The organism is Pseudomonas sp. ZS1P83 (assembly GCF_054897825.1).
Genome location: NZ_CM142706.1, coordinates 3691234 through 3713291 on the forward strand (window position 1 = coordinate 3691234; position 22058 = coordinate 3713291).

A 22058-nucleotide genomic window follows, 5' to 3' on the forward strand; every position below is an offset into this window, starting at 1 on the left:
TCTTTCTCATTTGACAATCATTATCATTAAGAATAATTTGTCGCTCGATGTGTAGGACGGCTCGGCCCCGCTTGCCGTCCCACTAACCTATTTGCAGCAAGGTGATTTCCATGACGGAACAAATGTCCACAGGCAGGTGCGATTCACCGCTACTTCAGGCATTCGTCGACAATCGACTGATTCTGGTCAAGATTGCAGCCCGCATTACCGGTTGCCGGTCGCGTGCTGAAGACGTGGTGCAGGATGCGTTCTTCCGGCTGCAATCAGCGCCGCAGATCACGTCTTCGTTCAAGGCTCAGCTCAGTTACCTGTTCCAGATCGTGCGCAACCTGGCGATCGATCACTACCGCAAACAGGCACTGGAGCAGAAGTATTCGGGCCCTGAAGAGGAAGGCCTGAACGTGGTGATTCAAGGCGCTTCGCCGGAAACCTCGCACATCAACTTCTCGACGCTGGAAAACATTGCCGATGCGCTGACCGAACTGCCCAGCCGCACCCGCTACGCCTTCGAGATGTATCGCCTGCACGGCGTGCCGCAAAAGGACATCGCCAAGGAGCTTGGCGTTTCACCGACCCTGGTGAACTTCATGATTCGCGATGCGTTGGTGCACTGCCGCAAGGTGTCGGGTAGTCGTGTGGATACCTTTGCTCGCCGCTAAGATCTGAAATTTGCGTCGCCCCCATCGCGAGCTTGCTCACGATGGGGGACTCAAGATCGCAACGAATCTTGAGCCTTAAGTCTCACGCCAACCTGCACCGATCAAAAAACCGCTCACGCTCCAACACCATCAAAGCCGCGCGCTTATGCGGGAAGTCGAACTCTTTCTGGCAGTGGAAACCCTGGTTCTGCATATGCCCGATCATCTTCGCGTTGTCGGCGCGAGGCTCGGCGACCACCCGCTGAATGCGTGGATCGTCGAGAAACAGGTAATGCGTCAACGCCGATAACCAGCTCGCCACCTTGTGCGGGCCACGGTGACTTTCTTCACCCACCAGCATGTGAATACCGCGGTCGTAATCGCCTGCGTCATAGAACGGCGCGATGCGATCTTCCTTGGCCCAATAGGCTTCAAAGTAGGCGAACGGCTGATCATCGAAACAACCGATCAGCGTCAGGGTGTGGGGATCAGCTTCAAGTTTGCTCAGGTACTCGCGATGCTGGTCGAGGCTGCCCTCCTCCTGCCAGAAACTCGCCACTCGCGGACTGTTCTGCCAACAATTGAAACGCGCCAGGTCCAGGTCGATGTCCACCGTGCGCAGGGAAATCCAGGCAGCGAGGCGCGCATCAAAACGCCGATAGACTTCACCGCGCGGTTTCATTGGGCGCAGCGGATGACGCTTGCCGCCACTGATGATCATTTGCTGTGGATAACTCGATGTCAGCGACACACCCAGCCAAGGCTGAGGCAATTGCCAGAACAGTGTTCGCTCACAGCGATACTGGCCGACGATGTCGGTCGGGATCAGCAACCCGCTGAGCAATGCTTCGGCGGGGGCTACATCGAGTTGCCAGATCAAGCGCTGACAGCCCGGGTCACGGGCAAACAGCCAATAACAGGCCACCCAGACTGCCTGACTGTCGGCGTGGTCGAAACGCTCTTCGACTTGCACATGCAGCTCGGGCTCGCGAGTCAGGCGCAGCTGGATCAGCGGTTGCCCGTCAAGGCTGAGGCACAGGTGGCTCTCGGTTTCATCGGCTACAAGACAGCTTCCTGTCGGCAAGGCCAGGGCAGTCAGGTCATTCAGAGGGGACATGGGTCGGGCTCACGTTAATCGTCGACAGTTCAACGATGTGACGTGAGCCAGTACGGGAAATTTAAGAGAAGTCGGCAAATACGCGACCTGTGGCGCGATCTCAGCTACCCGGGACCGGCACCACCGCGATCTTGTAGGGATCGAAAATCTTCAGCATTTCGCCATTGTCCCGCAACCCTTGCAGCAACTTGCCGAATGCCACGCCACTGATCGGTGCGGCCGGACTGAGGATGGCGTAGTGGTGATAGACCTGATCGATACGCTGGGACACCAGCAATTGTTCAGCGACTTCCTTGTTGCGCAGCAGGTAATCGCTCAGGTACGAGCGTGTCACCAAGGCAACGTCGGCACGCCCGCGCAGCACCATCAGCAGGTTACTGTCATGGGAATACGTCAGCGTGGCGTTGTAGTTCTGCGCGAGGAATTTTGGATCAGCATTGAAGTTGGCGAATTCGTAGTGATAGCCGCTGAACAGCGCCAGACGCTTGCCGGTGAGGTCGGCAAAATAATCCGGCTGACGAACTGGCTGGCCATCGGGCTGGCGTTGCGCAACAAAAATCTCGGCGTCTTCCAGACCCATGTCGACACTGGTGTGCGGGATGTCCTTCCAGCCCCAGTCCGGGTTCTCGAAAATCGCCATATCCACTCGGCCTTGCTTGAAGTCACCAAAACGCCGGGGTATGGAAGTGGGCACCAACACAAACTGATAGTCGCTCTGCGAAGCATTGAGTGCCTCGACCAGCTGCGGCAGCAAACCGGTGTCCGCACCGGTTTCCGGGCGCACGGTATAAGGTGGAAAATGTGCGGCACCGACCCGCACCAGCTGTGCTGCCTGGGACGGAATCACGCATAACGCCGCAAGCGTCGCAAGCGTCGCCAGCAAAAGCCGCGAAGCCGTCCTAATTGGCGAAGACTTCAAACAACCCACTCCCCAAAAAATACACATCAATGCATTCAAGCTAGGCGGTTTCGGCCACTTAGCCAGTTTCCTTCTGACTTGGAAAGCTATTGTTTCTCTTCCAGCACCAGAATCAACGCCTCATCGGCCAATTGATCAAGGCTCATGCTGCCACCGGTGCGAAACCAGGTGGTGGTCCAGGACAATGCCCCCGTCAGAAAGCGGCGGGTGACGAACACATCCCCGCGAATAAAACCGGCGTCCTTGGCCTCGCCTAGCACCTGTAGCCAGAGGTCTTCGTAAATGTCGCGCAGCGCCAGCACCTGCGCCTGCCCGTCTTCGGACAGCGAACGCCATTCATAGACCAACACCGCCATGGCCTCGCCGCTGCCGCCCATAATTGATTGCAATTCGCAGCGGATCAGCGCCAGCACTCGCTCGCGCACACTGCCGGCGTCTGCCAGGGCTGCACGCATTAACGCGGTGTTGTAGCGAATGGTTTCCTCCATCACCGCCCGCAGGATCTCATCCTTGCTTTTGAAGTGATGAAAAATACTGCCTGACTGAATGCCCACGGCGCCGGCCAGATCGCGCACGGTGGTGCGTTCAAAACCTTTGTTGCGGAACAGGTGAGCCGCCACTTGCAGCAATTTGCCGCGGGCGCTGTCAGGGTCGGTCAATTGGCCGTTGTCGACCAATTCGCGCATCACCCTCAGGGCTTTTTGCTCGTCCACCCGTTCTCTCCTACAGTCGATCAATCAGATACGCTAATCACCGCGAAAACAGCGGGGTTGCGCGGGCAATTTAAGCTGGCCGGGGCGCCCAAGCAAGCGCTCGGGAAGAAGATAGTTAAGCCGTTTACAAACCAAGCGCTTGCTTGGTAGTCTCGATGCACTTCTGTCGGAGGTGACTATGGCGTTGACTGGGCCTAAAACAATTCGCATCGGGTGCGCCAGCGCCTTCTGGGGCGACACCTCGACCGCTGCCGCGCAACTGGTGGAAGGTGGGCGCCTGGACTATCTGGTCTTCGATTATCTGGCCGAGATTACGATGTCGATCATGGCCGGCGCGCGGATGAAAGATCCTCAGGCTGGTTACGCCAGCGACTTCATCGAAGTCCTCAGCCCGCTATTGGGTCAACTCGCCGAACAGAAAATCCGCGTCATCAGTAATGCCGGTGGAGTCAATCCACAGGCCTGCGCCGCCGCCCTGACCGCTGCCTGTGACAAGGCCGGGGTGGCGTTGAAAATCGCCGTGCTGCTGGGCGATGACCTGCAGCCGCAGCTCAAACAGCTGAGCAGCAACGGTATCCATGAAATGTTCAGCGGCACGCCCCTGCCGCCGATGTGCGTCTCGACCAACGCCTACCTCGGCGCACCGGGCATTGTCGAAGCCCTGCGCCTGGGCGCCGACATTGTGATCACCGGGCGCGTGGTCGACAGCGCGGTGGTCAGCGCTGCATTGGTGCATGAATTCGATTGGTCGTGGCACGATTACGACAAACTCGCCCAGGCCGCATTGGCCGGCCACATCATCGAATGTGGCGCCCAGTGCACCGGCGGCAACTTCACCGATTGGCGCGAGGTGCCCGACTACGAACACATCGGCTTCCCCATCGTCGAAGTCAGCGCCGACAGCCAGTTCATCGTCAGCAAACCCGAAGGCTCCGGCGGACTGGTCACACCGCTGACGGTCGGCGAGCAGATGCTGTATGAAATAGGCAACCCGCAGGCCTATCTGCTGCCAGACGTGGTCTGCGATTTCACTGAAGTCAAACTCGTCCAACAAGGTAAAAATGCGGTGCAAGTGCACGGTGCAAAAGGCTTGCCGCCGACCGATCAGTACAAGGTCAGCGCGACTTACCCGGACGGTTTCCGCTGCACCGCCAGTTGCCTGATCGCGGGGATCGATGCGGTCGACAAGGCGCGTCGAGTCAGCGAAGCCATCATCAACAAGACGTCGGAAATCTTCAGCCAGCGTGGCTGGCCACCCTACAGCGAAGTGAACATCGAACTGCTCGGCAGCGAAGCCACTTACGGCCCCCACGGTCAGCGCCATGACAGCCGCGAAGTGGTGATCAAACTCGCGGTGCGTCATCCGGGTAAACAGGCATTGATTGTGTTCTCCCGGGAAATCGCCCAGGCCGCCACCGGCATGGCGCCGGGACTGACCGGGATTGTCGGTGGACGGCCGACGGTGTATCCGCTGATCCGGCTGTTCTCGTTCCTTATCGACAAAACCGCCTGCACGCTGGAAATTGATCTCAGGGGCCAGCGCCACCCATGCGCCCTGCCCGCCGTTGATGTACTCGACACCGCCGACCTGCCCGTGGCGTGCGCTCCCCCCAAACCCTCAGACCGGGCCGATGCCAGCGTGCCCCTGGTCAAACTCGCCGTGGCACGCTCCGGTGACAAGGGCAACCACAGCAACATCGGCGTCATGGCCCGCGAGCCGGAGTACCTGCCGTGGATTGCCGAAGCCTTGACGCCAGAAGTGATCGTCGACTGGATGAGTCATGTCCTCGACCCGATCCACGGCCGCGTCGAACGCTGGTATCTGCCGGGCACCCACAGCCTTAATTTTTTGCTGGAAAACGCCCTTGGAGGCGGTGGCGTGGCCAGCCTGCGGATCGATCCGCAAGGTAAAGCCTTCGCCCAGCAACTGCTGGAAATCCAGATACCGGTGCCTAAACGCATCGCGGACCAAGTCAATTAGAGGACTGTCGCCATGGCTTACGATTCGATTTTCAAAGCCGATTTGTTTGCAGGCCAAACCATCATCGTCACCGGGGGCGGCAGCGGCATCGGCCGTTGCACCGCTCACGAACTGGCGGCCCTCGGCGCCCATGTGCTGCTGCTCGGACGCAAGGTCGACAAGCTGAAAAACGTCGCCGCCGAGATTGCCGAAGATGGCGGCAAGGCGGATTGGATGGCCTGCGATATTCGTGAGGAAGAAGCGGTCAAGCATGTGGTCAGCGAGTTGATCCGCAAGCACGGACCGATTCACGGTCTGGTCAACAATGCCGGCGGGCAGTACCCGGCGCCGTTGGCGTCGATCAATCAAAAAGGTTTCGAAACAGTGTTGCGCACCAACCTGATGGGCGGCTTCCTGATGGCCCGGGAAGTGTTCAACCAGTCCATGAGCACGCACGGCGGCGCCATCGTCAATATGCTTGCCGACATGTGGGGCGGTATGCCCGGCATGGGCCACTCGGGTGCAGCGCGTTCGGGCATGGACAACCTCACCAAGACCGCCGCGTTCGAATGGGGTTACGCCGGGGTCCGGGTCAATGCCGTGGCGCCTGGCTGGATCGCGTCCAGCGGCATGGACACCTACGAAGGCGCATTCAAAGCGGTGATCCCGACGTTGAGCGAGCACGTGCCGCTCAAACGCATCGGCACCGAATCGGAGGTCAGCGCGGCGATCGTTTTCCTGCTCAGCCCGGCAGCGGCATTTGTCAGCGGCAGCACCTTGCGCATCGACGGCGCCGCCAGCCTGGGCGGGCGCGCCTGGCCGATACACAAGGCGCAGATCAGTACGTCGTATAACGGTTTCCACCGCGCGTACTTACCAGACGTGCTCAGACCCGACGTGCTCAAGGACAAGGAATAAGTCATGCCGGTGATTCAGTCGCAAGTTGACCCGTTCAGCGAGCAGTTCGCGCTCAATCGAGCGGCAATGCTGGTCGGCATCGAGCACGTCCGCCAGCTCGAACAGAACCTGCTGAACAAGGCTGCCGAAGCCAAACCCAGGTTCGACAAACGCGGCCAATTGTTGCCCCGCGAACGCCTCAATCTGCTGATGGACCCTGGCGCACCCTTCCTCGAACTGGCCAGCCTGGCTGGCTATAAACTGCATGACGACAACGACGGCAGTTCGGCCGGCGGCGGATTGATCGCAGGGATCGGTTACGTGTCCGGCGTTCGGGTTCTGGTGGTGGCGAACAACAGTGCAATCAAGGGCGGGACCATTTCCCCCAGCGGTTTGAAAAAATCCCTGCGTCTGCAACAGATCGCCATGGAGAACAAACTGCCGGTCATTACCCTGGCCGAAAGCGGCGGCGCGAACCTCAATTACGCGGCGGAGATTTTCGTCGAAGGTGCCCGCAGCTTTGCCAATCAGGCGCGGATGTCAGCCATGGGGTTGCCACAAATCACGGTGGTTCATGGTTCGGCCACGGCCGGCGGCGCTTATCAGCCGGGGCTCTCGGATTACGTAGTGGTGGTGCGTGGCAAGGCCAAGCTGTTTCTTGCCGGCCCGCCGCTGCTCAAGGCTGCCACCGGCGAAGTCGCCACCGATGAAGCTCTGGGCGGCGCCGAGATGCACGCGCAAATCGCCGGCACCGCTGAATACCTGGCCGAGAACGATGCCGATGGCGTGCGGCAGGTGCGCGAAATTGTCAGCCTGTTGCCGTGGAATGCCCGGTTACCTTTAGCGCCTGCGCGGCACTGGGAAGAACCGCTCTACCCCATCGACGAAGTGCTCGGACTGATTCCTGACGACACGAAAAAACCTTACGACGTGCGCGAGATCATCGCGCGGATTGCCGACGGCTCGAACTTTCTCGAATTCAAGGGCGAGTTCGATCAGCAAACGGTCTGCGGCCACTTGCAGATTCAAGGCCGCGCCTGCGGGTTCATCGGCAACAACGGGCCGATCACCCCCAAGGGGGCGAGCAAGGCTGCGCAGTTCATTCAGCTCTGCGACCAGAGCCAGACGCCGCTGCTGTTTTTCCACAACACCACCGGGTTCATGGTCGGTACCGAGTCGGAGCAGCAAGGCGTGATCAAACACGGCGCAAAGATGATTCAAGCGGTGGCCAACGCCCGGGTGCCTAAACTGACCATCGTCGTCGGCGGCTCCTACGGCGCCGGCAACTATGCGATGTGTGGCCGCGGCCTCGACCCGCGCTTCATTTTCGCCTGGCCCAACAGCCGCACGGCGGTGATGGGCGGCGCCCAGGCCGGCAAAGTGCTGCGGATCGTCACCGAAGCCAAACAGGCCAAGGACGGCCTGGTGCCCGACCCGAAAATGCTCGACCTGCTGGAACAGGTTACCGCGCAGAAACTCGACAGCCAGTCCACCGCGCTGTATGGCAGCGCCAGTCTGTGGGATGACGGGTTGATCGACCCTCGCGTTACCCGGACCTTGCTCGGGTACTTGCTGGATATCTGTCATGAAGCCGACGTGCGGCCGCTGCAATCCAACAGTTTTGGTGTCGCCCGCTTCTAGGGCGTTTTGATCGTTCCCACGCTCCGCGTGGGAATGCAGCCCGGGACGCTCCGCGTCTCAGAAGCGGACGCAGAGCGTCCCTAGAGGCGTTACCACGCAGAGCGTGGGAACGATCATGGATCTCAGGAGAACAATAAAAATGATCTTCACCCAGGAACACGAAGCACTGCGCCGCACCGTCCGCCAATTCGTCGATCACGAGATCAATCCTCACGTCGAGGAATGGGAAAAGGCTGGACGCTTTCCGATCCACGAGATCTTTCGCAAGGCCGGCGACCTCGGTCTGCTGGGAATTTCCAAACCGGAAAAGTTCGGTGGCATGGGGCTGGACTACAGCTACTCAATCGTCGCTGCCGAAGCGTTCGGCACCATTCATTGCGGCGGGATTCCGATGTCCATCGGCGTGCAGACCGACATGTGCACCCCGGCGCTGGCGCGTTTTGGCTCCGATGAACTGCGCGAAGAGTTTCTCCGCCCGGCCATCACTGGCGAGCAGGTCGGCTGCATCGGTGTTTCCGAAGTGGGCGCCGGTTCCGACGTGGCCGGTTTAAAAACCACCGCCCGCAAGGACGGCGACGACTACGTGATCAACGGCAGCAAGATGTGGATCACCAACTCGCCGAGCGCGGATTTCATCTGCCTGCTGGCCAACACCTCGGACGACAAACCGCACATCAACAAGTCGCTGATCATGGTGCCGATGAACACGCCGGGCATCAGTCTCAGCTCGCACCTGGACAAGCTCGGCATGCGCAGCTCGGAAACCGCTCAGGTATTTTTCGACAACGTGCGGGTGCCGCAACGCAACCGCATCGGCCATGAAGGCGCGGGCTTCATGATGCAGATGCTGCAGTTCCAGGAGGAACGGCTGTTCGGCGCGGCAAACATGATCAAGGGCCTGGAGTACTGCATCGACAGCACCATCGAGTACTGCAAGGAGCGCAAAACCTTCGGCAATGCGCTGATCGATAACCAGGTCATCCACTTCCGACTGGCTGAACTGCAAACCGAAATCGAATGCCTGAGGGCGCTGGTCTATCAGGCCACCGAGCAATACATCAAAGGCCAGGACGTCACCCGCCTGGCGTCCATGGCCAAACTCAAGGCAGGACGGCTGGGCCGCGAAGTCAGCGACAGCTGCCTGCAATATTGGGGCGGCATGGGCTTTATGTGGGACAACCCGGTGGCCCGCGCGTACCGCGATGTGCGGCTGGTGTCGATCGGCGGCGGTGCCGACGAAATCATGCTGGGGATCATCTGCAAACTCATGGGCATCCTGCCGGGGAAAAAGAAATGAGCACCCTGCCGGTTTGTCAGACGTTGCTGCTGGAACCGCATAACGGTGTCCTGCACATCACCCTCAATCGCCCGCAAAGCCGCAACGCCATGAGCTTGGAGATGGTCGCTGAACTGCGTGCGGTGCTGGCAGCAGTGCGTGACGACCGAGCCATTCGCGCGCTGGTGATCGGCGGTGCCGGCGGGCATTTCTGCGCTGGTGGCGACATCAAGGACATGGCCAATGCACGCGCTCAAGGGCCGAGCGCCTATCGCGACTTGAATCGAGCGTTCGGTGCGCTGCTGCAAGCGGTGCAACACGCGCCGCAAGTGGTGATCACGGTACTGCAAGGCGCGGTGCTCGGCGGTGGTTTTGGTCTGGCCTGCGTCAGCGACGTCGCCTTGGCCGATCACCAGGCGCAATTCGGTCTGCCGGAAACCAGTCTCGGTCTGCTGCCAGCGCAGATCGCGCCGTTCGTGGTCCAGCGCATCGGCCTGACTCAGGCTCGCCGACTGGCACTGACTGCGGCACGTTTCGACGGCACACAGGCGCGGCGCATGGGGTTGGTGCATTTTGTCGAGCATGACGCGCAAGCGTTGGCCGAGCGTCTCGATGAAATTTTGGCCCATGTGTTGTGCTGCGCGCCGGAGGCGAATGCGACGACCAAAAAGCTGTTGCTGGCGAGTGCCGGGCAGCCGTCGAATGCATTGCTGGATGAAGCGGCCGAGTGGTTCAGCGAAGCGGTGACCGGGGCTGAAGGCGTCGAGGGGACCATGGCCTTCGTGCAAAAACGCAAACCGGGGTGGGCGTCCTAAAAAGCTTCGCGGGCAAGCCTCGCTCCTACAGAGCTTTGCGCAAACCTGTAGGAACGAGGCTTGCCCGCGAAGAGGCCCTGACATTCACCGCAAAACAAAAGGGAAAACCCCATGCCCGGATTCAGCAAAATCCTGATCGCCAACCGCGGTGAAATCGCCTGCCGCCTCCAGCGCACCGCCCAGGCTCTGGGCTATCGCACGGTCGCGGTGTTCAGCGATGCCGATGCCGATGCCCTGCATGTGCAGATGGCCGACGAAGCGGTGAACATCGGCCCGGCCCCGGCGCAGCAGTCCTATCTGAGCATCCCGGCAACGCTCGACGCTGCCCGGCGCACCGGTGCCGACGCGATCCATCCCGGCTACGGCTTCCTCTCGGAAAACGCCGGATTCGCCCGCGCCTGCCAGGATGCCGGCATCACCTTCATCGGCCCCAGCCCCGAAGCCATCGAACTGATGGGCAGCAAGCGACTGTCGAAGCTCGCCATGATCGACGCCGGTGTGCCGTGCATCAAAGGCTATCAGGGCGCCGATCAGGACGACGCCACCTTCAGCCGCGAAGCCGAAATGATTGGCTATCCGCTGATGATCAAGGCCAGTGCCGGCGGTGGCGGACGTGGCCTGCGCCTGGTGCACGAGGCCAAGGATTTGCTGGAGCAGCTGCGCACCGCCCGCTCCGAAGCCCTGCACGGGTTTGGCAGTGACGAGCTGATCCTTGAGCAGGCGTTGGTTGATCCGCGCCACGTTGAAGTTCAACTGTTCGGCGACCAGCACGGCAACCTGATCTACCTTGGCGAGCGCGATTGTTCGATCCAGCGCCGCCACCAGAAAGTCATCGAGGAAGCCCCCTGCCCGGTGATGACCGCCCCGTTGCGTCAGGCCATGGGTGAAGCGGCGCTGAAGGCCGGTCGCGCGGTGAATTACGTCGGCGCAGGCACCGTCGAGTTTCTGTTGGATGCGCGCGGGCAGTTTTACTTTCTGGAGATGAACACCCGACTCCAGGTGGAACACCCGGTGACTGAATTAGTCACCGGCCTCGATCTGGTGGCCTGGCAGTTACGCATCGCCGAAGGACTGCCGCTGCCGCTGCGTCAGGAACACGTACAACTCAACGGGCATGCCATGGAAGTCCGTTTGTACGCCGAAGATCCGGCGCACGGTTTTCTGCCACAAACCGGTCGCGTCACCGCGTGGGAGCCAGCGCTGCAGGGCGATGTACGAATCGACCATGGTTTGATCGAAGGCCAGAACGTCAGCCCGTTCTATGACCCGATGCTGGGCAAGATCATTGCCCACGGTGCCACCCGCGAAGAAGCCCGGCGCAAGTTGCTGCGGGCGGTACAGGACAGCGTGCTGCTCGGCGTGCAAAGCAATCAGCGCTTGCTCGCCAGCCTGCTCGAACACCCGCAGTTCATCAGTGGCGAGTTCAGCACCGGGTTCATCCCGACGTATTTTGCCGACCATGCCTGTCTGCATCCCCGTGCACCCGGCGCCGTAGAACTGGCAATCGCCGCAGCGTTGTTCTATCAGGCCTCGGCGCAGGTTCATCCCGCGCCACTGGCCGGTTGGCGCAACAACGCCAGCGTGCCGTTGCACTATCGAATCGGCCTTGATGATCAGGATTGGTCAGTGGAATTGAACGCTGAGCCGGGGGAACCGTATCGGATTCAAGTCGCGGAGCAAAACGTTGAATTAACGATCATCCAGTGCGATGGACGCTGGGTCAGGCTGGAAATCAACGGTATCCGGCGACGCCATGCCTACCGTCTTGAAGCCGGACAAATCTGGCTGTGCACCCGGCCCGGCAGTTTTCGGCTGGTGGATCGGACCCAGGCCTTGGTCAGCAACCAGGTCAGCGTCAGCACCGGCACCCTCAAGGCTCCGATGGACGGGGCGATCGTCGACGTGCTGGTCACTGAGGGCAGTCCGGTCATTAAAGGCCAGTTGTTGGTCGTGCTGGAGGCCATGAAAATGGAGCATCCGCTCAAGTCGGGCATCGACGGCGTGCTCAAACGCTTGCAGGTCAGGGTCGGTGATCAGGTAAAAAATCGTCAGATTTTGTTGGAGGTCGAATAAGCCGCTAGGCGGATCCGCCGGGTTTGGCTACGCTCAAGCCCTATCAGGACGCGGATACCAGGAACCCTGCGATGCCTCATTGGCTGGTCATTGATCTCGAAGCCACCACCGACAAGGGTGGTTGGCCAGTAACTGAAATGGAAATCATCGAAATCGGCGCCACCCTGGTGGACCGAAAAGGTCGAGAACTGGATAGCTTTCAGCGCTTCGTGCGCCCGACGCGTCGGCCTTTGCTGACGCCGTTTTGTCGGGAACTGACCCACATCACCCAGGCCAACATCGATGACGCCGAGTCGCTGAGCGAGGTCTGGGCGTTGTTCGAACGCTGGCTCGGCCACCATCACTCGCGCCTGGAAGGCTGGGCCAGTTGGGGCGACTACGACCGCAAACAGCTGCTTCAGGAATGGCAAAAACTGCAACTCGACAGCGCCCTGAGCCGGGTGCCACACATGAACCTCAAGCAGCGCTTTGCCAAGGCTCGCCGGCTGGAACGCCCGCTGGGGCTCAACGGCGCGCTGCAGCTAGCGGGCATGCAGTTCACCGGGCAGCAACACCGGGCGCTGGAAGACGCGCGCAATACAGCGCGTCTGTTACCACTGGTTCTCCCCCTCTAGAGAGGTGACGGCGCCAAGGGCCTTGTGCATACTGGCCAGCCCTTTTTAGCCCTTTTCGAGGAATCGCCCATGTTTAAAGTCAACGAGTACTTCGACGGCACCGTCAAGTCGATCGCCTTTGGCACCGCTGAAGGTCCTGCGACCATCGGCGTCATGGCACCGGGCGAATACGAATTCGGCACCAGCCAGCGTGAAATCATGCACGTGGTGACCGGCGCCCTGACCGTCAAACTGCCGGACAGCACCGACTGGGAAACCTTCGCCGCCGGCAGCCAGTTCAACGTACCTGCCAACAGCAAGTTCCAGCTGAAAGTGGCCGTCGACACCGCTTACCTGTGCGAATACCGCGGCTAAACCCCCGGGTTTTCACAGCGACAAAAAAATGCCCGTGTCTTTTTTGGACACAGGCATTTTTTATTCAGTTTGCCTATTCCAGAATCGTCACCGGCATGCCAACTTCGAGTTGGCCATTACTGTCGTTGACCAGGTTCTGGCCGAACATCGCGCCGTCTTCCTGAGCGCGGTATTTCTGCAGGGTCGCCAAGGGTTCGCGATCTTCGCTGCGCTCACCGGTTTGCGGGTCGATGGTGGTCAGGATGCAGCGCGAACACGACTTGACCACGCGGAACTCGACATCGCCGATGCGGATACGCTTCCAGCCATCCTCGGCATATGCCTCGCTGCCCTCGATCACCAGATTGGGCCGAAAGCGCAGCATTTCCAGCGGACGCCCAACCTTTTGCGACAAGTCTTCCAAGGATGCCTGTCCGATCAGCAACAGCGGAAAGCCATCGGCGAAAGCGACTTGATCGTCGTCTCTACCATAGCCCGCTTGAGTGGTGCGCGCGCGATCCAGAGGAATTTGCACCAGTCGCGTCGGCTTTCCAATGAACTCACTGACCCAGGCACCGGCCTCATCACCGGCATCGGGCACTCGCAGACTGTCTCTAAAGATCGTCACGCCGCGCAGTTCAGCGTCGCTGGCCGGCAAGGTAATATCGATCGCTGAGCGCCCCGGAGCACTGAGGGTCAAACCACCTTGGGCATTCCACAACGCCGACAACTGACTCATCTGCGGCACAACACGCTGGGTCAGGAAGCGGCCGCTGGCCTCGTCCACCAGCATCCAGCGTCGATCACCGTCCAGGCCCAGCTTGTCGAGGCTGACCTGCTGCAGGATCTCACTCTTGCCGGATTTCAATGGATAACGATAAAGCGCGCTCAGACGCAACATGGCCAGCTCCCTGGTGGGCAAAAAACGCCACCCTATACGAGCTTGATCGCCGAATCAAAGGCTGACTTCAGGCCAGCCTCTGCGTGGGGTGTCAGGCAGGCACTTCGTCGAGCATCAGGCGCTCGCGCACCACATCGACGAGTTTGTCCGGCTGGAATTTGGAGAGGAAGTTGTCGCAGCCGACTTTCTTGACCATCGAGTCGTTGAAGCTGCCGGACAACGAGGTATGCAGCACCACGTAAAGACCACGCAGACGCGGGTCGTTGCGGATTTCCGTCGTCAGGCGATAGCCGTCCATTTCCGGCATTTCCGCGTCGGTGAAGATCATCAGCAGTTTGTCGGTCATGTTTACACCGGTATCGGCCCAGGCCTTGAGCATGTTCAGTGCCTTCAAGCCATCGCTGGCAATGTGCATCTTCACACCCAGCTGACCCAGGGTGTCACGCAATTGCGACAGCGCCACGTTAGAGTCGTCCACCAGCAGCACTTCACGGCCACGGGCACGTTCCAGAACCGGATCGTCGAGTTTGTCGCGCGATACCTTGGCGTTGTACGGGACAATTTCCGCCAGGACTTTTTCGACGTCGATGATTTCCACCAACTGGTCGTCGACCTTGCTGATAGCGGTCAAGTAATGTTGACGACCGGCGCTGGCCGGCGGCGGCAGAATGGCTTCCCAGTTCATGTTGACGATACGGTCCACACCACCGACCAGGAACGCCTGCACCGAACGGTTGTACTCGGTGACGATGATTGTACTGGTCGGGCTTGGCACCAGCGGACGCATGCCAATGGCCTGGGACAAGTCGATCACCGGCAGGGTCTGGCCACGCAGATTAACCACACCGCAGACAAACGGATGACGCTGGGGCATCAGGGTCAGCTTCGGCAGCTGCAGTACTTCCTGCACTTTGAAAACGTTGATCGCGAACAATTGCCGGCCAGCCAGCCGGAACATGAGAATTTCCAGGCGATTCTCACCCACCAGTTGCGTGCGTTGGTCTACCGTGTCGAGAATGCCGGCCATCAATGACTCCTGGGCTTGTTCTGATGAATTCACTAAAGGGGGTTATCGGCTGTTTATGCCGGACCTTGACCCCCCTGTAAAATGCCACGATCGAACATTGATGTCACATTAACATCATGCTTTACTGGCCAAGTGATTTCATCTGCCTCATCCCCTCCCGCGAGACCTCGTTTCGTTCGGGTGGTTCCTCTGTGTAAGGGATTCCCCTAGTAGCAATCAGGCCCAACCTGATATTCGCAATATCCAATAGCCATTAATGTGACGCCATTCTCATTGCATGAACGGAGTCAGGCTTTTGTGTGCGATCGCAGGTCAGTGGCCATCCCCTCTATCGAGTTCCCCAGCCTGCAGCCAGACAGGCCGGAGCGCGATCTCACGATGGCACGGCAATGCCGCTACTCCGACCGTCCTCGTCGACGCACACGACATTCCCTCATTTGACATGACGTTGTGGAGATAAGCATGCCGAACGATCGTAAAGAATGGGCTCAGCAGCACGCGGAGTTTCTCGTCGAAGCTGAGACGCTCCTGGCCAAAACCGAGGAATGCCTGAGTCATTTGCAACTGATCAGCAATGACATGGACGCCATCGACTGTATGCTTAGCACCCTGCTCAAACTGGCCAAAAAGGCTGATGCCCTCGCTCTGGCAGCCGTTTCGGAGTTTTCGTTGCACATTCATGGTTTGCTGAGCCACGCCCAGAATCACATGGACTTGCACGAGCAGGCCTTGGGTGCGCTGAAAGACTGCCTGACGTTAATCGCCTGGCAACTCGAGCTTATCGATCAGAACACCGGCCAACTCAGCCTCGATGACAGTGAACAGACCTCTCTGATCGAAGCCTTCGCCTTTCAGGTCGGACACAGTCAGTTTCATCCACCCGCTCATTCCAAACCGTTCGCACTCGTTTCCTTTTCAGGGCGACAAGCCTGAATGTATCGGAGCACTATGCCGCGCTCCGATTTTTTATTGCGGTGACCGCCTCTCTAACTTTAGCGAAGTCATGTCGCAATTGAACATCCCCTACCTGTTAACGACAACTCGAAACCAATAAAAATGCCTGCCACCCAACTTTTTCCATTATGGAACTGCAGTCCATAACCTCTAATTTCCCGACCCTGCAGACCTAATACCAAACGCGACCAACGGTATCTTAAGTGGTACTATGCCGCCCATTAGTTGACGTCAATTAATGGCAGAGTGACTCCAGACAGAGACCGTCATCCGTTATGACCGGTCTTCCCGCAGCGAACATCCATTGGCTCCATCCGCTATGTACGCCAGCCTCAAGTCAATCACCCTATGGCCACCTTCCCGAAAAAACGCGCGCCTGATCACGCTTATGTTGTGTACCTGCTCGGCCATTGGCAGCCTGCTGATTTATAGTCTGTCTACTCGCCTGCCGCTGAGCCTGCTGGTGCTCAATATTGCGGCGCTGACCTGCGTCTGGGTGGAGCATTGCCTCTCGCGCAAATCGATAAAGTTTCAACCTCAAGAGTTGGCCGACCGGCTGTTGGAGGTTCAAGAAAACGAACGTCACCGGCTCAGTCGAGAACTGCATGACGACATCGGCCAGTTGCTGACCGCGGCAAAACTTCAAAGTGACTGGCTCAAACGCCGAATGCCCGAAGAACTTCAGGGCCAGTGTTCGGTGCTTTGCGACACGCTGGAAGAAACCCTGACCAAAGTTCGGGATGTATCAGCCATTCTCAATCCCAGGCAGTTGACCAGTCTTGGGCTGGAAGCCAGTCTGCGTGCGCATTTACTCAAGACACTGGCCAACACGTCGCTGCACTGGAGCCTGGAATGCCATCAGCGCTTAACCGGTATACCGGAAGAAATGGCGGTGGCCGCCTTTCGAATAACCCAGGAAGCGGTCACCAATATACTGCGCCATGCCGACGCGGAGAATCTGGTGGTCCGCCTGCAACGTCTGACTCAGGGACTGGCGCTGTCGATCAGCGACGATGGTCTGGGTTTCGCGCCATCGACGGATCCAGGTCGTGAAGGGCAACGCGGAATGGCGGGGATGTCGGAACGGATCGATCAGCTCGACGGCACACTGAGCGTTACCAGCGAGCCGGGCAAAGGCACTCAAATCGAAGCTCTCTTTCCCTGGGCACCTCGTGCGCTCGAGCGGGCCAGTTCGAATAAGGTTATGCATTGACTTGTAACTTACTTCTGGTGGATGACCACTCGCTTATCAGGGCAGGCGTGCGCGCTCTGGTGCTGGATATTCCAGGCTACGCGGTCATCGGTGAGGCCAATGATGGCTCGCAGTTGCTCGAGATGGTCGAGCAGCTGTCCCCGGACATCGTCCTGCTGGATATTTCCATGAAGAAAACCAGTGGCCTTGAAGCCTTGCAGCGACTCAAGCGAGTACGCCCGCAGAGCAAGGTGCTGATCCTGTCGATGCACACCGATCCTGCCCTCATCATGCAGGCACTGGAATCCGGCGCACATGGCTACCTGCTCAAGGACACCACGGCCACCGAACTCGAACATGCCCTGGAAGCCCTGCGTAACAACGAACGCTACCTGAGCCCGGCCATCGCTCACACCGTCATCAACCAAGCGCTGACCCGATCTCAGAAACACCATCCGGAACCTGCCGACTCGCACAACCTGACAGCGCGTCAGCTGGAAATCCTTCGGTTGATCGTTCGCGGAAAATCCACCCGAGAGATCGCCAACGGCCTGGGTCTCAGTATCAAGACGGTCGAAACACATCGCTCGCAGATCATGAAGCGCTTGCAGATCTACGATGTGGCGGGCCTGGTGCTGTTCGCCGTTCGCGAGCAGATCATCAGCCTGGATGATTGATCAATTGCGATGACCCCAGCAGCGGCGAGTTTTCAGGTAAATGTACGCGCAGCGCCGCTGGACATACCGAGAAACGCAAGTTGTCGCCTTCCAGAGGTTCGCCATCGAGGTTGATGTAGAGGCCTTCCGAGACCTTGATTTCGACCCAGGGCAGTCGGGCTCGCACAAACATATTGTCGATGCCGAAGCCATCGGCCAGCAGGTTTTTCAAGGTACCGACGAGTTCCTGTGGCGCAGGTAGAATACTGATGTCCAGCAGACCATCGTCAGCCAGCGCTTCTGGGCACAACACGTGTCCACCGCCGGCCTGCCGGCCATTGCCGATGCCCAATGCCAACAGCTCGCCACTCCACTGAAAATCAGGGCCCTGCAACTCGCCATAGGCCGCGTGCAACTCACTGAATCGCGATAAACCGGTGAACAGGTAAGCCGCCCCCCCGAGGATTTTTTTCAAGTCCTCCGAGGTGTTCGCAGTGACCTGACTACCAAAACCGCCCGTGGCCATATTCAGGAACACCTGCCCGTCGACCTCCCCCAGATCAATGGCACTCGGCGCAGTGTCAAGAAGATCCAGCGCCTGAGCGGGCTCCAGAGACACGCCGGCCGCGCGAGCAAAATCATTGGCGGTCCCCAAGGGCATCAGTACCAGGCTGGCCTGCGTCGAATGCGCCGCCATGGCCTCGGCAATATCACGCAAGGTGCCATCACCGCCGCCGGCGATGATTTGCATGTAGCCTGCCGCCAGCGCTTCATCCACCAGCCGCTGTGCGTCGCCGGCCTCCCAGGTCACTCGAACGGCTAGCTCCCAACCCTGCTTACGCTTGCCCTCGACGGCAGAACGAACCGCCTCGTTGAGCGCTTGCTTGCCATGCAGAATCAACACCGCCTTGCGTTCGCTCATTGTTGTCACTCCCATGATTGAATTCCGTATGCGAGATGTTGACCTCGTCGCACCCCATAAAAGTCGCAAGAATTTGAATTATTTGAAGGCGAGCAGTATGGCGTCCTACAAGGCGGGACTTTTTCTTACAAAACCTGAGGAATCGGCTCAATTGACCGGCAAGTGCGATTGGTACACCTTGGCGTCTGCGGTTATCAAACATCAGCAGGAAACACACAGGGACGTGCCATGCAAAACCATGAGATCAGGTCACCGGTCATTCCGGTCGTACCGTTCGCAGAAAAACGCGCTAATCATCAAGCTGAATTCAAAAACAGCGCACAACCCACTGGAGAAGTTGATATGGAACCTCGCGTCGTTGAATTGGAGACTCACCTCAAATACATCCGACGAGACATGGATGAGGTCCGTAGTGACGTCAAATCCATCAAACACAGGCTTGCCTATTCGGCTGGCGGAACAACCGTGGTTATCGGGCTGCTGGCCTGGATCGCCAATAGCCGTTTTGACCAGGTCGTGACACTCCTGGCTCATTAAGGGGTAGCCATGAATGCAAAACCCGGTTCGATCAACCGGGTTTGCGGCAAGCCTGCTGCAGGAATCAGCTCAGGACTTCGCTCAGCGGGATAAAGCTTACGCAGTCACCTTCGATCAGCGTGCGATCCTCCAGCACCTCAACCAGACCATCGGCCCAGGCGGCGCTACGCAGTACACCAGAACTCTGATTCTTGTAGATGATTGCCCGGCCGTTCTCCAGACGTCCACGCAAGTACTCGCGCCGATTGCCTGCTTTGGGCCAGGCAAACCCTGCCGGCACCTGGAACTTCAGTGGCTCAACCTCTTTTACGCCCTGTCGACGCAAGAGATAGGGCCTTGCCAACAAAGCAAACGTCACCAGGGTCGACGCCGGATTGCCGGGCAAACCAATCAAAGGTACGCCGCGAAAATGCCCGAATGTCAGTGGTTTGCCTGGTTTGATGGCGAGTTTCCACAACGTCAACTCGCCCTCTTCACGCAAGGCAATGCCCAGAAAGTCAGCCTCTCCCACCGATACACCACCGGTCGAAAGAATCAAATCGACATCCTTCAATTCACCAAGGCGAGCGCGAGTGGTTGCTAAATCATCCGGAAGAATACCGGCATCGATCACCTCACAACCCAAGCGCTGCAACCAACTGCAAAGCAACACTCGATTGCTGTTGTAGATCTGTCCCGGCCCCAGAGCCTGACCCGGCTCAATCAGTTCATCCCCGGTGGACAGAACAGCAACACGAACCTTGCGAATCACGTCCAGCGCTGCACATCCCAGCGATGCGGCCAGCCCCTGTTCGATCGGCCCGAGGCGCGTGCCCACTGGCAGAATCAATTCACCGACAGTGGTCTCCTGGCCTTGGGGACGGATGTTTTGTCCTGAGGCCATGGTTTCGGTGAAACGTACTCGCTCATCCGCCTGAACCTCGGTATTTTCCTGCATCTCGACGCAATCAGCCCCTGCGGGAACTGGCGCACCGGTGAAGATTCGTGCACAGGTGCCGGGCTTCAAGGGCTCCGGAGCCTGTCCGGCAAAAATCTTCTGGCTGACCACCAGTGACTTTCCAGTCCAATCGGCCATGCGCAAGGCATAACCGTCCATGGCACTATTGGGCCAAGGAGGCAGATCAAGCGTCGAGACCAGATCATCGGCCAACACGCGGCCCTGAATCTGCGCCAATGGCAAGCGTTCACGTTCACGAATCGGTGAAGCTTCAGCCATTGCCAGCAAGCGTGCCAGTGCCACCTCGACAGCCAGCAGACTACCCGTCTTGCCTGGCTTACCCGCGGGATTCACAGGGTGCCGCCTGTTTGAGATGGGGCACGAAATTGCACGGGCGGTGCCGCGAATCGAGCTGCTCGGCAAGAATGCCATCCCAACCGGTACGCACGGCATTGGTCGAACCCGGCAAACAGCAGACAAGCGTGCCATTGGCCAGGCCGGCCAGGGCACGGGACTGAACAGTAGAGGTGCCGATATCCGCCACCGATATCTGCCTGAACAGCTCACCAAAACCGTCGACCTGTTTGTCCAGCAGGCAACTCACCGCTTCCGGAGTACTGTCGCGTCCAGTGAAACCAGTACCGCCAGTAATTAGCACGACCTGCACGACGTCGTCGGCAATCCAGTTGGCGACTTGCGCGCGAATTTTGTAGAGGTCATCTTTAAGCAGAATCCGGGCCGCAAGGTTATGACCGGCTGCACTCAACCGGTCTACAAAGACCTGGCCTGAGGTATCGGTTTCCAGGGTACGGGTATCGCTGACCGTCAACACCGCTATGTTGAGCGGCGTGAAAGGTACATCAGCCTTGTCTTTCATAGGCTCATCCAGTTGTAGGAGAAACAGCCCGGTGTTATATCACAGCGCCTCATTTTTTCGCCGCCCCCATGGAGACCTGCCATGACCTCGAACACACTTTTGCCACCCTGTTCCATTCTGCTCCTGGCAGGTGGACGTGGCCAACGCATGGGCGGACAGGACAAAGGATTGCTGGAATGGCACGGCGAGCCACTGATTGCCCACTTGCACCGCAAGACCCGTTCGCTGAGCGATGACCTGATCATCTCCTGCAACAGAAACCTGGAAAAGTACGCGCCCTACGCCGACCAGTTGGTTCATGACGATGAAGGCGACTTTCCGGGCCCCCTGGCCGGTATTCGCGCAGGCTTGAAGGCCGCCCGTCATGCGCATCTGTTGGTGCTGCCTTGTGACGTACCGCGCATCGATGCCACGCTGCTCAATAGCATGCGCAAAACCGCCAGCCAGCACCCGGATCAACCGCTGATGCTGCGCCATGGTGAACACTGGGAACCTTTGTTGTGCATTATCCCCGTGGCACTCTTGGCAGATTTCGACAGTGCCTGGAACGACGGCGAACGCAGCCCGGGTCGCCTTATGCGCAAACTGGGCGCTGCCGCCCTGCAATGCCCCGACAATGACCCGCGCCTGGCCAACCTCAACACACCAGAACTGTTAAGTGCCCTCAACACTGTGTCAGACTGACAGGAGAAGGAACTTGCACGCGCTGTACACGTCTCAAGCACAGTAACCAAAAGAATTCATATTCGGAGACACACTCATGACTCAACGGACCCTCGCCACTTTCATGCTCGCACTGGGCCTCGCTACCCTCGCCGGTTGTGCATCGCCTACAGTGATCACCTTGAATGACGGTCGAGAAATCCAGGCTGTCGACGCGCCAAGGTTCGATAAGGATTCGGGTTTCTACGAATTCGAACAACTGGATGGCAAGCAGACCCGCATCAACAAGGATCAGGTTCGTACCGTTAAAGAGCTGTAACTTTTGCGGTGACAACCGGATATGGAAAAGCCCGCTTTTTGCGGGCTTTTTCGTGGCTGAAGATCAGCAGATTTGCT

23 protein-coding genes are annotated in these 22058 nt (G+C 58.9%); 15 read left to right on the plus strand and 8 right to left on the minus strand.

Annotation, left to right across the window (positions count from 1 at the left end):
• Positions 1 to 110 precede the first annotated feature (110 nt).
• Complete coding sequence (locus ACYZT0_RS17590; protein WP_282380058.1) at positions 111 to 659, plus strand: RNA polymerase factor sigma-70; 549 nt, start codon at positions 111 to 113, stop codon at positions 657 to 659.
• An 82-nt stretch (positions 660 to 741) separates the two neighbouring features.
• On the opposite strand, the gene ACYZT0_RS17595 is transcribed toward ACYZT0_RS17590, so the two are convergent.
• The 3 genes from ACYZT0_RS17595 to ACYZT0_RS17605 all read right to left on the minus strand — a co-directional run bounded on the left by ACYZT0_RS17595 (position 742) and on the right by ACYZT0_RS17605 (position 3387).
• The gene (locus ACYZT0_RS17595; RefSeq protein ID WP_462042310.1) at positions 742 to 1755 is read right to left on the minus strand and encodes a GNAT family N-acetyltransferase; all 1014 of its coding nucleotides are present in this window, start codon (positions 1753 to 1755) and stop codon (positions 742 to 744) included.
• Positions 1756 to 1855: 100 nt separating this feature from the next.
• Positions 1856 to 2701, minus strand: coding sequence for a substrate-binding periplasmic protein (locus ACYZT0_RS17600; RefSeq protein ID WP_462042311.1), 846 nt, complete (start codon positions 2699 to 2701; stop codon positions 1856 to 1858).
• 59 nt (positions 2702 to 2760) lie between these two features.
• Positions 2761 to 3387 carry a TetR/AcrR family transcriptional regulator gene (locus tag ACYZT0_RS17605; protein WP_462042312.1) on the minus strand — a complete coding sequence of 209 codons (627 nt, stop codon included), beginning with the start codon at positions 3385 to 3387 and terminating at the stop codon, positions 2761 to 2763.
• Positions 3388 to 3565: 178 nt separating this feature from the next.
• Between ACYZT0_RS17605 and ACYZT0_RS17610 the strand changes: the two genes are divergently transcribed.
• The 8 genes from ACYZT0_RS17610 to ppnP all read left to right on the plus strand — a co-directional run bounded on the left by ACYZT0_RS17610 (position 3566) and on the right by ppnP (position 13017).
• Positions 3566 to 5368 carry an acyclic terpene utilization AtuA family protein gene (locus ACYZT0_RS17610; RefSeq protein ID WP_462042313.1) on the plus strand — a complete coding sequence of 601 codons (1803 nt, stop codon included), beginning with the start codon at positions 3566 to 3568 and terminating at the stop codon, positions 5366 to 5368.
• Positions 5369 to 5380: 12 nt separating this feature from the next.
• Positions 5381 to 6265, plus strand: coding sequence for an SDR family oxidoreductase (locus tag ACYZT0_RS17615; RefSeq protein ID WP_462042314.1), 885 nt, complete (start codon positions 5381 to 5383; stop codon positions 6263 to 6265).
• A 3-nt stretch (positions 6266 to 6268) separates the two neighbouring features.
• Positions 6269 to 7885 (plus strand): geranyl-CoA carboxylase subunit beta, encoded by a 1617-nt coding sequence (gene atuC, locus ACYZT0_RS17620; RefSeq protein ID WP_462042315.1) that lies wholly within the window; start codon positions 6269 to 6271, stop codon positions 7883 to 7885.
• Positions 7886 to 8024: 139 nt separating this feature from the next.
• Positions 8025 to 9182 carry a citronellyl-CoA dehydrogenase gene (gene atuD / locus ACYZT0_RS17625; RefSeq protein ID WP_462042316.1) on the plus strand — a complete coding sequence of 386 codons (1158 nt, stop codon included), beginning with the start codon at positions 8025 to 8027 and terminating at the stop codon, positions 9180 to 9182.
• Positions 9179 to 9976, plus strand: coding sequence for an enoyl-CoA hydratase/isomerase family protein (locus ACYZT0_RS17630; RefSeq protein ID WP_462042317.1), 798 nt, complete (start codon positions 9179 to 9181; stop codon positions 9974 to 9976). Before atuD ends, ACYZT0_RS17630 begins: the two co-directional genes overlap by 4 nt.
• A 111-nt stretch (positions 9977 to 10087) precedes the next feature.
• Positions 10088 to 12049, plus strand: coding sequence for an acetyl/propionyl/methylcrotonyl-CoA carboxylase subunit alpha (locus ACYZT0_RS17635; protein WP_462042318.1), 1962 nt, complete (start codon positions 10088 to 10090; stop codon positions 12047 to 12049).
• 71 nt (positions 12050 to 12120) lie between these two features.
• Positions 12121 to 12663 (plus strand): 3'-5' exonuclease, encoded by a 543-nt coding sequence (locus ACYZT0_RS17640; RefSeq protein ID WP_462042319.1) that lies wholly within the window; start codon positions 12121 to 12123, stop codon positions 12661 to 12663.
• 69 nt (positions 12664 to 12732) lie between these two features.
• Positions 12733 to 13017, plus strand: coding sequence for a pyrimidine/purine nucleoside phosphorylase (gene ppnP, locus ACYZT0_RS17645; RefSeq protein WP_010461229.1), 285 nt, complete (start codon positions 12733 to 12735; stop codon positions 13015 to 13017).
• A gap of 73 nt (positions 13018 to 13090) precedes the next feature.
• On the opposite strand, the gene ACYZT0_RS17650 is transcribed toward ppnP, so the two are convergent.
• Complete coding sequence (locus ACYZT0_RS17650) at positions 13091 to 13897, minus strand: MOSC domain-containing protein (protein ID WP_462042320.1); 807 nt, start codon at positions 13895 to 13897, stop codon at positions 13091 to 13093.
• A gap of 91 nt (positions 13898 to 13988) precedes the next feature.
• Positions 13989 to 14924 (minus strand): chemotaxis protein CheV, encoded by a 936-nt coding sequence (locus tag ACYZT0_RS17655; protein WP_462035859.1) that lies wholly within the window; start codon positions 14922 to 14924, stop codon positions 13989 to 13991.
• Positions 14925 to 15386: 462 nt separating this feature from the next.
• On the opposite strand from ACYZT0_RS17655, the gene ACYZT0_RS17660 reads away from it, so the two are divergent.
• From ACYZT0_RS17660 to ACYZT0_RS17670, 3 genes are all read left to right on the plus strand, one after another.
• Positions 15387 to 15857, plus strand: a complete 471-nt coding sequence (locus tag ACYZT0_RS17660) for a hypothetical protein (protein WP_462042321.1) — start codon at positions 15387 to 15389, stop codon at positions 15855 to 15857.
• Between the two features lie 340 nt (positions 15858 to 16197).
• Positions 16198 to 17091, plus strand: coding sequence for a sensor histidine kinase (locus tag ACYZT0_RS17665; protein ID WP_462046594.1), 894 nt, complete (start codon positions 16198 to 16200; stop codon positions 17089 to 17091).
• Positions 17088 to 17747 carry a response regulator gene (locus ACYZT0_RS17670; protein ID WP_462042322.1) on the plus strand — a complete coding sequence of 220 codons (660 nt, stop codon included), beginning with the start codon at positions 17088 to 17090 and terminating at the stop codon, positions 17745 to 17747. The genes ACYZT0_RS17665 and ACYZT0_RS17670 overlap by 4 nt, the downstream gene beginning before the upstream one ends.
• Here the strand turns inward: ACYZT0_RS17670 and yegS are convergent.
• The gene (gene yegS / locus ACYZT0_RS17675; RefSeq protein ID WP_462042323.1) at positions 17731 to 18648 is read right to left on the minus strand and encodes a lipid kinase YegS; all 918 of its coding nucleotides are present in this window, start codon (positions 18646 to 18648) and stop codon (positions 17731 to 17733) included. The genes ACYZT0_RS17670 and yegS overlap by 17 nt on opposite strands.
• A 228-nt stretch (positions 18649 to 18876) precedes the next feature.
• Between yegS and ACYZT0_RS17680 the strand changes: the two genes are divergently transcribed.
• On the plus strand, positions 18877 to 19185 hold the full coding sequence (locus tag ACYZT0_RS17680; RefSeq protein WP_462042324.1) for a hypothetical protein: 309 nt from the start codon (positions 18877 to 18879) through the stop codon (positions 19183 to 19185).
• Positions 19186 to 19249: 64 nt separating this feature from the next.
• On the opposite strand, the gene ACYZT0_RS17685 is transcribed toward ACYZT0_RS17680, so the two are convergent.
• Positions 19250 to 20476 (minus strand): molybdopterin molybdotransferase MoeA, encoded by a 1227-nt coding sequence (locus ACYZT0_RS17685; RefSeq protein WP_462042325.1) that lies wholly within the window; start codon positions 20474 to 20476, stop codon positions 19250 to 19252.
• Entirely contained in the window at positions 20460 to 20999 is a 540-nt protein-coding gene (gene moaB / locus ACYZT0_RS17690) for a molybdenum cofactor biosynthesis protein B (RefSeq protein ID WP_462042326.1), read from the minus strand. The genes ACYZT0_RS17685 and moaB overlap by 17 nt, the downstream gene beginning before the upstream one ends.
• 81 nt (positions 21000 to 21080) lie before the next feature.
• On the opposite strand from moaB, the gene mobA reads away from it, so the two are divergent.
• Positions 21081 to 21683, plus strand: coding sequence for a molybdenum cofactor guanylyltransferase MobA (gene mobA, locus ACYZT0_RS17695; protein WP_462042327.1), 603 nt, complete (start codon positions 21081 to 21083; stop codon positions 21681 to 21683).
• A gap of 76 nt (positions 21684 to 21759) precedes the next feature.
• Entirely contained in the window at positions 21760 to 21981 is a 222-nt protein-coding gene (locus tag ACYZT0_RS17700; RefSeq protein WP_462042328.1) for a YgdI/YgdR family lipoprotein, read from the plus strand.
• Positions 21982 to 22058: the final 77 nt, after the last annotated feature.